Origin of the sequence: Streptomyces sp. YIM 121038, assembly GCF_006088715.1 — a bacterium.
In the GTDB taxonomy this organism is placed as follows: Bacteria; Actinomycetota; Actinomycetes; order Streptomycetales; family Streptomycetaceae; genus Streptomyces.
Window position 1 is genome coordinate 778106 of sequence record NZ_CP030771.1, and the last position, 11151, is coordinate 789256.

1 protein-coding gene (running past one end of the window) is annotated in these 11151 nt (G+C 75.5%); it reads right to left on the reverse strand.

Annotated elements, in window-relative coordinates:
• Positions 1 to 11065 carry the 5' portion of an SDR family NAD(P)-dependent oxidoreductase gene (locus tag C9F11_RS48075; protein WP_212767793.1) on the reverse strand. 3050 nt of this gene lie to the left of the window's left edge, so the window shows 11065 of its 14115 coding nt (coding positions 1-11065); it begins with the start codon at positions 11063 to 11065; its stop codon lies beyond the left edge, outside the window.
• Between the last annotated feature and the right edge of the window lie 86 nt (positions 11066 to 11151).

An 11151-nucleotide genomic window follows, 5' to 3' on the forward strand; every position in this document is an offset into this window, starting at 1 on the left:
ACAGGGGCCAGTTCAGGGACAGGGTCAGGCCGTGGCGCGCCCCCGCGGCCGCGAGACGGCCCCGGTGGGCGGCGTAGGCGTCCATGAAGGCGTTGCCCGCCGCGTAGTCGGCCTGGCCCGCGTTGCCCAGGGCGCCGGACGTCGACGAGTAGCACAGGAACAGTTCGAGGGGCTGGTCCCGGGTCAGCTCGTCGAGGTGGACGAGGCCCGCGACCTTCGGCGCGAGGACGCGCTCGAACTCCTCCGGCGTCTTGTGCGCGACGAAGGCGTCGCGCAGCACGCCCGCGGCGTGCACGACACCGGTCAGCGGCCCGTGGGTCCGCGCGATGTGCGCCACGAGACGTTCGACGTCGGCGCGCTCGGTGACGTCGGTCCGCTGGTGGTCCACGGTCAGGCCCGCGGCCCGCAGCTCGTCGAGCGCCTGCCGCTGGGTGTCGCCGAGCGCCGAGCGCCCGGTCAGGACGACGGTGGCGCCCGCGGCGGCCGATGCGATGTCCCGGGCCGTGACGAGGCCGAGGGCTCCGGTGCCTCCCGTGATGAGGTACACGCCGCCCGCGCGCCACGGGGCGGTGCCCGCGTCCGGCGCCGGGGGGAGTTCCGCGAGCCGCCTGACCTCGCGGCGGCCCGCGCGGTAGCGGACTTCGGGCGCCGTCCCGGGGTCCGTCTCCGCGCGCAGCCGCTCGGCGACGAGGGCGGGCGCGGCACCGTCGAGGCAGTCCACGAGCTGGGTGCGCAGCCTCGGGTTCTCCAGGGCCGCGGTCCGCAGCAGTCCGCTGAGGCCGGTGAACGCCGCCCGGCCCGCCGCCTCCTGGCTCGGGCCGCCGACGAGCACGACCTGGAGCAGGGCTCCGCCGCGCACGCCGTCCGTCAGCAGGGCGCGGGCCCGGGCGAACACCTGCCGTGCCGCCGTCAGATACGCGGTGTCCAAGGGGGCGTCGTCCGCCAGGGCCACGGTCTCCAGGTGCGCCGTGGCCGTCAGGGCCGTGGTCAGCGCGGACTCCTCGCCCGGCGCGAACCGGCCGACGACGATCACGTGGCGCTCGGCCGCGGCCGCGGCCGCGGCGCCGTCGGTCTCCTCCGCCTCCCACACGGGGTGCGTGAGGAGCACGTGGTCGGGCGTGGCGGACCCGCCGCCCGGCGCGCCCTCCAGGTCGAGCCAGTGGCGCTCGCGGGCGAAGGGGTAGCCGGGCAGGCTGAGGCGGCGCGTGCGGGCCGTGCCGTCCGCCGCGTACAGCCGGTCCCAGTCGACGGCTTCGCCGCGGGCCCACCGTTCCGCGTACTCCTGGGGTTCCGTGGCCGTGCCGTCGGCCTTGACGGGCGGCTGGTCGGGCCGGACGCGGCCGCGTGCCCAGGCGCCCACGGCGGCGGGGTCGGCGAGGAACGCGTCGAGGGTGTGCCGGACGGACTCCAGGGAGTCCGCGGTGAACGCGAGGCGCTCCTCCAGGGCGACGCGGCCGGTCTGCAGCGTCCGGGCGAGCGCGGTGAGGTCGTCCTCCGCGAGCTCGTCCGCACGGGATCGCAACCGCCGCGCGACCTCCACGAGTTGGCCCTCGGTCGCGGCCGACAGCGGTACGACGACGGGGCGCGGCGCGGCGGCGGGAGCGGGGTCGGCCTGCGGCTCGTACGCGGCCAGGACCACGTGCGCGTTGGCGCCGCCCGCGCCGAAGCTGGAGACGCCCGCGACGCGCGGCCCGCGCCACGGCTGAAGGGTGCGCTGCACGGTGAACGGCGTCCCGGCGAAGTCCAGATGGGGGTTGAGCGTGCTCGCGTGCAGGCTGGGCACCAGCTCGCCGTGGCGCATCTGGAGCAGCACCTTGGTGACGCCCGCGATGCCCGCCGCGCTCTCGCAGTGGCCGATGTTGGACTTCACCGAGCCGATCGCGCAGGTCGGCCCGGCCGCGCCCGCGGTGCGCCCGAACGCCTTGACCAGGCCGGTCAGTTCGATGGGGTCGCCGAGGGAGGTGCCGGTGCCGTGCGCCTCCAGATAGCCGAGCTCGTGCGGCGCGACGCCGGCGCGGGCGAGCGCGCGGGTGATGACGTCGCCCTGGGCCGCCGGGTTGGGCACCGAGAAGCCGTGGGTCCTGCCGCCGTGGTTGAGGGCCGTGCCCTTGATGACCGCATGGATCGTGTCGCCGTCGGCGACGGCCTTCTCCAGGGGCTTGAGCAGGACGGCGCCGACGCCCTCGCCGGGCACGTAGCCGTCGCCGCCCTCGCCGAAGCTGCGGCAGCGGCCGTCGCTGGAGGTGAACTTGCCCTGGCTCAGCATCACGTACTTGTTCGGGTGGACGCTGACGTTGACGCCGCCCGCGACGGCCGCCGCGCACTGGCCGCTCCTGATCGCCTCGCAGGCGAGGTGGATCGCGGTCAGCGAGGACGAGCACATGGTGTCCACGGCCATGCTCGGGCCGTGGAAGTCGTAGAAGTACGAGATCCGGTTGGCGATGGACGAGGGGCTGCCGGAGAGCGCCACGCCGTGGCCGCGCGCCTGCGCCTGGGCGCCGTGGAGCTGGTACTCCTCGTACATCACGCCGACGAACACGCCGACCTTGCCGGTGGCGAGGAGGCCCGCGCCGGTGTCGGTGCCGTCGGAGGGGACGGTGGACTGCCGGGACAGGGTCTCGCCGGTGTATCCGGCGTCCTCCAGGGTGTGGTGGACGGTCTCCAGGAAGAGCCGCTCCTGGGGGTCGAGGAACTCCGCCTCGCGCGGCGAGATGCGGAAGAACAGCGGGTCGAAGCGGTCGACGCCGTCGAGGAAGCCGCCCCACCGGGACGTGCCCGCGTGGTCGCGGGGGTCCCAGCGGTCCGCCGGGACCTCGGTGACGCAGTCCCGGCCGGAGCGCAGGTTCCGCCAGAACGCGTCGAGGTCCTCGGCCAGCGGGTAGCGGCCGCTCACGCCGACGATCGCGATGTCGGTGACGTGCTCCGCGCGCGGCGGCGCGGGCGTGGTCCGCGCCGGAGCCGGAGCCGGTGCCTCGGCCTCGGGGGCCGTCGCGCCGAGTGCGGCGCGCAGCCGCCGCGGGTACTCCTCGGCGAAGTGCTCGCTGAGCGCGCGGACCGTACGGACCTCGAAGAACAGCGTCTTCGACAGCTCCCCGAAGGTGTCCTCCAGGTGGTGGGTGAGCTCCATCGCCATCATGGAGTCCATGCCGTAGAACTCCAACGGCGTGTCGACGTCGAGGCGTTCCGCGTCGACTTCGAGCGCCGCGGCGAGCTGGTCGCGCAGGTACGGCAGCGCGCGCCCGGCGAGCGTGGTGTCGCCGCCGTCGGCCGCGGCGGGGTGCTCCGTGGCGGACGGGGCCGCCGCGGCAGGGTGCTCGGTGGCGGACGGGGCCGCCTCGGCGGGCAGCACCCGGGCGAGCAGGCCGGTCAGTTCGGCGCACACCCGGCCCTCGGTGTCGAGGAGGGTGAGGTCCAGCTTCGCGGACGTGTCGCCGGGGCGGCTGCCGTCCTGATACCGGATCCAGGCGTACGCCGTCGCCGGGGTGGCCGCCAGGACGTCCACCTCCTGGAGGGCGAAGGGCAGCGCGGGCCGCGCGGGGGCCGCGCCGTGGCCGTCGCCGCCGAGCCCGAGGCCGATCGTGGCCTGGAGGGCGCCGTCGAGGATGCTCGGGTGCAGCGCGTAGGCGGCGGTGGTCTCCGCCGCGCGGGGCAGACGCAGTTCGGCGAGCGCCTGGGGGCGGCCCGCGGCGTCGGTGCCGACGGCCAGCGTCGTCAGGGAGCGCTGCGCCGGGCCGTACTCCATTCCCACGCGGTCGTATAGGGCGTAGAGGTCGGCGGCGGCGAAGGACGTTTGGGCGCAGGCGGCGCGCAGGTCCGCGAGCGGGAGCGCCGGACGCTCGGCGGGCGCCTCGGCCAGCCGCGCGCGGCCCTGGCTGGACAGCGTCCGCTCGCCGTCGGGGCCGACGGTGTGGAGCGTGTACGCGTAGGCGTCCGGGCCCGTCGGCTTCAGGTCCAGGCGCACGTCGAGGCCGTCGTCCGCGGCGCAGGCGGCGGGCCGCAGCCACACCACGTCGCTGAGCCGGACGCGGCCCGGCGCCGCCGTGGTGCGGGCGACGGCCGCGCGGGCCATCTCCAGGTGCGCGGCGCCCGGCAGGACGCGCAGACCACGTACCTGATGGTCCTTCAGAAAGGGTTCGGAGCCGTCGAAGACGGTGCGGTACGCCGTCGGGGTGCCGTCCGGGGCGTGGTGCAGCATCGGGTGCGCGCCGGGCGCGCCGTCCGGACGCGCGGCCGAGGGCGCGGTGGCGCGCCCCGCCCAGTAGCGCTCCTCGGCGAACGGGTACGTCGGCAGGCCTGTCCGCACGGGCCGGTCCCCCGGCCCGTACAGGCTCTGCCAGTCGAGGGGGTGACCGGCCGCCCACCGGGTGAGGGCTTCGTCGTACTCCCCCTCCACGAGGGGGTGCCCGGTGTCCTGTGCGGTGTTTGTCCGGCGGGACACGCTGCCGCGGTGCCAGCCGTCGTGGGCGCCGGGGTCCGTCAGGAACGACGTCAGCCTGCGCTCCAGGTCGGCGAGCGAGGTGACCCGGGTCGCGAGCCGCTCCTCCATCGCGTCGCGTCCCACCTGGAGCGTGAACGCGAGGTCGGCGAGGCGCCCCTCGTACCCGGCCCTCAGGTGGTCGCGCAGCGCCCGTGCCCGCGCGACGAGTTGCTCCTCGGTACGCGCGGACAGCGGGATCAGCGCCACGGCCGGCGCGGGTGCCCCGGCCCGGGGCGCGGTGCCCGTGTGCGCGTCGGCGTGCGTTTCCATGGCCGCGTGTCCCCCGTGGTCCTCGTCGTGCTCATCGACGTACTCCTCGATGACGACGTGCGCGTTGACGCCGCCGAAGCCGAAGGAGCTGACACCCGCCCGGCGCGGCAGCGCCCGGCCCTCGGCGTCGTGTGCCCGCTGCCACGGCCGCCGCTCGCGGACGACCTCGAACGGGCTGTCCGTGAAGTCCAGGTAGGGGTTGAGGTCCGCGCAGTGCAGGCTCTCGACCAGGGTGGCGTGGCGCATCTGGAGCAGCACCTTGATGACCCCGGCGACGCCCGCGGCCAGCTCCAGGTGCCCGATGTTGCTCTTGACCGAGCCGAGGCCGCAGCGAGCCGGTGCGTCCAGGTGGCCCGGTGCTCCCTCGGTCTCCGCGTACAGCTCGCCGAAGGCGCTCTTGAGGCCGTTCAGCTCGACGGGGTCGCCGAGTTCGGTGCCGGTGCCGTGCGCCTCGACGTAGGTGACGGTGCGCGGGTCGACGCCCGCGTCGCGGTAGGCGCTCTTGAGGAGGTCCGCCTGGGCGCGCGGGTTGGGCGCGGTGAGGGAGTGGGCGCGGCCCCCGTGGTTGACGGCGCTGCCGCGGATGACGCCGAGGATCCGGTCGCCGTCGCGCCGGGCGTGGCGCAGCGGCTTCAGGACCAGGACGCCGACGCCCTCGCCGCGCACGTACCCGTTGGCCCGCGCGGAGAAGGTCTTGCAGCGGCCGTCCTCGCAGAGCATGCCCGCGCGGCTGTAGCCGATGTGCAGGTCGGGGCTGACGATGGTGTTGACGCCGCCGACGAGCGCGAGGCCGCTGCGGCCCGAGCGCAGCAGCTCGACACCGCGGTGCAGCGCGACGAGCGAGCTCGAACACGCCGTCTCCACGGGCTCGCTGGGGCCGTGCAGGTCGAGCAGGTAGCTGACGCGGTTGGGGCCCACGGAGCCGGAGACTCCGGTCGCGGCGTAGCCGTCCTCGCCCGCCCGCTCCCCCGTGACGAGGCTGCCGTAGCCGCTCGGCGCGGTGCCGATCAGGACGGCGGTGTCGCTTCCCGCCAGGCCGGAGGGCGCGTACCCGGCGTCCTCCAGCGCCTGCCAGGCGTGGGTGAGCAGCAGCCGCTGCTGCGGATCCATGCTGCGCGCCTCGCGGGGCGAGATGCCGAAGAACAGCGGGTCGAACCGGTCGACGCCGTCGAGGAACCCGCCCCAGCGCACGGCCTTCTTGCCGCGCGGGACATCCGGGTCCTGCTCCAGGGCGCGCCAGTCCCAGCGGTCCTCGGGTATCTCCGTGATGCAGTCCTTGCCCGCGTGCAGGTTCTCCCAGAACGCCGACAGGTCGGGCGCCTGCGGGAAGCTGCCGCTCATGCCGATGACGGCGATGGGCTCGGCGGTGCCGAGGCCGTCGGCGGCGGGCTCGTGGGCGGCGGGCTCCTCGCAGGGGCGTGCCTCTTGCGGCTGCTCCTCGTACGACTCGTTCCGGTACGACGCGTTCTGGTACGACTCGTTCTCGTACGGAGTCTCCGGGGCCGGAGCCGTCGGTGCGGGTGCCGTGGCCGCCAGGTGTGCCGCCACGCTGTCCACGGTCCGGTGCTCGAAGAACACGGTGGGCGCCAGGGGCGTGCCGAAGCGGTCGCCGAGGCGGTTCGCGAGCTCGGTCAGGCTGATGGAGTCGAAGCCGTACTCACCGAACTCCCCGTCGCCCTCGATCTCCTCGGCGGGGACCTTCAGCTGCCCGGACACCTCCGCGATCACGGCCTGCCGGATCGCGTCCAGGCCGGGCGCCGCGACCAGGCCGGGCGCCTCGACCGGGGCGGGTGCGGTGACCGGGGCGGGCTCCACGGCCGGGGCGCCGTGGTCGGCGGGCGTCGTGGACGCGTGCCCGGCGATGTGGGCGGCGAGCGCGCCCACGGTGGTGTGCTCGAAGAAGACGGTGGGCGCGAGGCTCAGCCCGTGGTCGTCGTTGAGGCGCCGCGCGAGCTCGCTCAGGCTGATGGAGTCGAAGCCGTACTCACCGAACTCCCCGTCCCCGTCGATCTCTTCGGCGGGGACCTTCAGCTGCTCGGAGACGGCGGCGACCAGCGTGCGTTCCCACGCGTCGCGGGTGGGGCGCGCCGCGGTGGCGGGCGCCTGCGTGGCCGGGGCGGGCGACGGCCGCTCCGTGGTGATCTGCGCGGACAGGCGGTCGAGCAGCCGAGCGCGGTCGCCGCAGAGCAGGAGGGTGTGGCGGGAGTCGCCCGCGACCGCCTCGGTCAGGGCCCGCAGGCCCGCCTCGGTGGGCAGGGGCGTCACGCCGATCCCGCGCAGCCCTTCGAGGGCGGCGTCGTCGAGCCGCATGCCGCCGTCGGCCCACAGCGGCCAGCCGACGGACATGGAGCGGCCGGACCTGAGGCCGCGCGCGGCCAGGTCGGCGCGGTAGCCGACGTAGGCGTCGAGGAACGCGTTGGCCGCGGCGTAGTCGCCCTGCCCCGCGCTCCCGAGCGCGGCCGCCGTGGAGGAGAAGACGACCAGGTGGTCGAGGGGCTGCCCGGCGGTGGCCTCGTCGAGGTTGACCAGGCCGGTGGTCTTGGGGGCGAGGACGGCGGCCAGGTCCCCGTCCTTCTTGGTGGCGAGGTAGCCGTCGCGGAGCACTCCGGCGCAGTGCACGACGCCGTGCAGCGCGCCGTGGCGGGAGACGACGTCCGCGACGAGCGCGTCGACGGCCTGGCGGTCGGTGACGTCCGCCTGCCGGTACTCGACGCTGACGCCCGGCGTCGCGAGGGCGGCGAGGCGCGGCCGTGCGTCCTCGGCCGCGGAGCGTCCGACGAGGACGACCGTGCCGGTGCGCAGGGCGCGGGACAGCTCCCGGGCGACGTGCAGGCCGAGCCCGCCGGTTCCGCCGGTGATCAGGTACACGCCGCCGTCGCGCCACGGCGACGCGGCGGCCCCGTGCGCGGGCCGCGCCCCGGCCTCGGTGAGCCGCCTGGCGTACCGCTGGCCGCCCTGCTGCCGGACGTGCTGCTCGGTGTGGGCGCGGGCGCCCGCCTCGACGGCTTCGGCGAGCGCCGCCGCGGACCGCTCGTCGGCGGCGTCGAGGGGGTCGAGGTGTTCCAGGAGCTGGGTGCGCAGCCACGGGTGTTCCAGGGCGGCCGTGCGCAGCAGCCCGGACACTCCGGTCAGCACCTGGGCGGCCGGGGCGCCGTGCCCCAGGACGACGATCTGGGTGAGGCCGCCGTCCGGCAGGTCACCGGCCGCGATCAGGGTGCGCAGCTCGCCCAGGACGTCCCGCGTCAGACGGGCGTACGCGACGTCCAACGGACGGTCCGCAGCTACTTCGGACGTGTGCAGGACGACGCTGCGGGGCAGCCGGGCGCGCAGCGTCGACGCGGCCGCGTCGGCTCCGGGGCCGACGAGCCAGACGACCCGCTCGGCCGGTTCGGCGTCGGGGGCGGCGGACGGCTCGGGCAGCGGCGTCCAGCAGGGCTCGAGCACCAGCAGGTCACCGGGGGCGTCCTGGCGTCGCGGGGCCTCGGACGGCGGTGCGTCGACGGCTGCCGCGGGGGCTTCACCGGCCAGCCAGTAGGAGTCCTGCGCGAACGGGTACGCGGGCAGGGAGAGGCGGGCCGGACGCCGGTCGGGCGCGTACAGGAGCTCGAACGCGACGGCCGCGCCCCGGGCGTACTCCGCGGCGAGCGTCAGGAGCCGGTCCGGGTCGGTCAGTTCCCGGGCCGCCCGCACGTCCGGCCGGGCCGGGCGCTGGGGCTTGTGGTCACCGGTGTGGGCGGACGGCGCGCTGCCCGTGTCCAGCCAGGTGCGCAGTCGCGCGGCGGCCCCCGCCGTGGTGTCGGCGACGAACGCGAGGCGGTGGCGGAAGTGCTTGCGGCCCCGGCCCAGGGTGTGGCTGACGTCGCGCAGGCTCAGGCCGGGGTGCGCTTCGAGGTGGGCGGCGAGCTGGCGTGCCCGGTCCTTCAGCTGCCCGGCCGTGCGGGCGGACAGCGCGATCAGGCGGGAGCCGTCGTGGGGTGCGGCCGCCGGGGCCGTCTCGGGGGCCTCGGCCAGGACGACGTGGGCGTTCGTGCCGCTGTAGCCGAAGGAGCTGACGGCGGCCAGGCGCGGCCGGTCGGCGGGCCGCCACGCGCGCGCCCGGGTGTTGACGTAGAAGGGCGTGCCGTCCAGGTCGATGTGCTCGTTGAGGCGCTCGTACTGGGCGGTCGGCGGCAGCGTCGCGTGCTCCAGGGCGAGGGTGGCCTTGAGGACCCCGGCGACGCCCGCGGCGCACGCGGTGTGGCCGATGTTGCTCTTCACGGAGCCGATGGCGCAGTGGCCGCGGCGGTCGGTGCGCGCGGTGAAGCTGTCGACGAGGCCGTCGATCTCGACGGGGTCGCCCAGGGCGGTGCCGGTGCCGTGCGCCTCGACGAGCTCGATGTCGCCGGGGTCGATGCCGAACTTGTCGTAGACGTGCTTCTGGAGCCGGGCCTGGGCCTCGGCGTTGGGGGCGGTGATGCCGTTGGACCTGCCGTCCTGGTTCACGCCCCAGCCCTTGATGACGGCGTGGATCCGGTCGCCGTCCGCCTGCGCGTCGGCGAGCCGCTTCAGGAGGACGACGCCGACGCCCTCGGCCGGTACGAAGCCGTTGGCGCGCTCGTCGAAGGCGTAGCAGCGGCCGTCGGGCGAGAGGGCCCGCAGCTGGCTCATGGCCACGTGGACGCCGGGGCCGGGGATGACCCAGACGCCGCCCGCGAGCGCGGTGTCGCTGTCGCCGAGGCAGAGGCTGTCGCAGGCCTGGGCGATGGCCACCAGCGACGACGAGCAGGAGGTGTCGATGGAGAGGCAGGGGCCCTTGAGGTTCAGGGCGTAGGAGACGCGGCTGGCGAGGATGGCGCTGTTGGTGCCGAGGTTCTGGTGCGCGCTCAGGCCCGCCGCGTCGGCCGTGGCGCCGTAGCCGTTCACGGAGCAGCCGACGAAGACGCCGCACTGGGTGCCGGAGAGGTCGTCGGGGTCGTAGCCCGCCTCCTCGACGCAGCGCCAGCTCTCCTGGAGCAGGAGGCGCTGCTGGGGGTCCATGGCCGCGGCCTCGCCGGGCGAGACGGAGAAGAAGAGCGGGTCGAACCGGTCCGCGTGCTCCAGGACGCCCATCCACTTGCTGGAGGACTTCCCGGGCACGCCGGGCCGCTCGTCGTAGAACCTCTCCACGGGCCAGCGCGAGGACGGGACTTCGGATATGCAGTCGCGGCCGTCGAGGATGTTCCGCCAGAACGCGTCGAGGTCCGCCGCCTTGGGGAAGGCGCCGGACATGCCGATGACGGCGATGTCCACGAGGCCGGGGACCCGCCGGGACCCGGCGGCGGTGGCGGGCGCGGTGCCGGCTTCCGGGGCCGCCTCGGCGGTGGGCCGCGGCGCGGGCTCCGGTGCGGGCGCGGGCGCGACGGGGCGCTCGGGCGCCACGGCGGGCTCGGGCTCGACAGCGGCCGTGGGCTCCGGCTCCACGGCGGGCGCGGGCTCCGGCTCGGGTGCGGGGTCCGCTGTCACGGTGGGCTCGGGCCGGGCGGCCGCCCCCTCGTCGGGGGCCGAGGCGCCGTGCTCCCGCGCCAGGTACCCCGCCAGGTCACTGATCGTCGGGTGCCCGTACACCGTGGTCGCGGACAGCGAGAGCCGAAGGCGCGTGTTGAGGGTCCGGGTCCAGGTGACCCCGGAGATCGAGTCGAGGCCCAGCTCCACGAAGGGCGCCTCGTCGTCCAGTTCGGACGCGGTGAGCTCCAGCTCCTTGGCGAGGCTGGCCCGCAGCCAGGCGGCGAGCGCGGCCTCGGTGGCGGGGGCGGCCTCGGTGGCGGGCGCGGGCTCCGCCTCCTTCACGGCCACCGGCGCGGGCTCCTCGACGGGCGCCGGGCCCTCGTCGCCCGCGCCGAGCAGCTCGGCGAGGTGGCCCGCGAGGTCGTCGACCGTGGGGTGGCTGTAGACCTGGGTCGCGGAGAGCGACAGCTGGAAGTGCGTGTTCAGCTTCCGGGTCCAGGTGACACCCGTGATCGAGTCGAGGCCCAGCTCCACGAAGGGCGCCTCGTCATCGATGTCGGCCGCGACGAGTTCGAGCTCCGCCGCGAGGCTCTCGCGCAGGTGCGCGGCGATGTCCGGGCGCCCCGGCGCGGACGTACCGCGGGCGGCCGAGGACCCAGGGGGTGTGGCACTCATCTGTTCTCCCATGGCGCCCTCGAACAGGGCGGACAACGTACGGAACGTGGGGTGACCGCAGACCTGGGCCACGGTGACGGACAGCTCGAGGGTTCGGTTGACCTCGTGCAGCCACTGGGCGCAGCCGAACGAATCGAGACCCAGCTCCACGAGGGACGCGTCGTCACGGCTCGGAGCCACTTCGGTTCCAAGGACGACGGCCAGCGTGTCGCGCAGGTACCGATGCAGGTCGCTTTTCGCGTGGATCTTAATACGTGGCGCGGGCA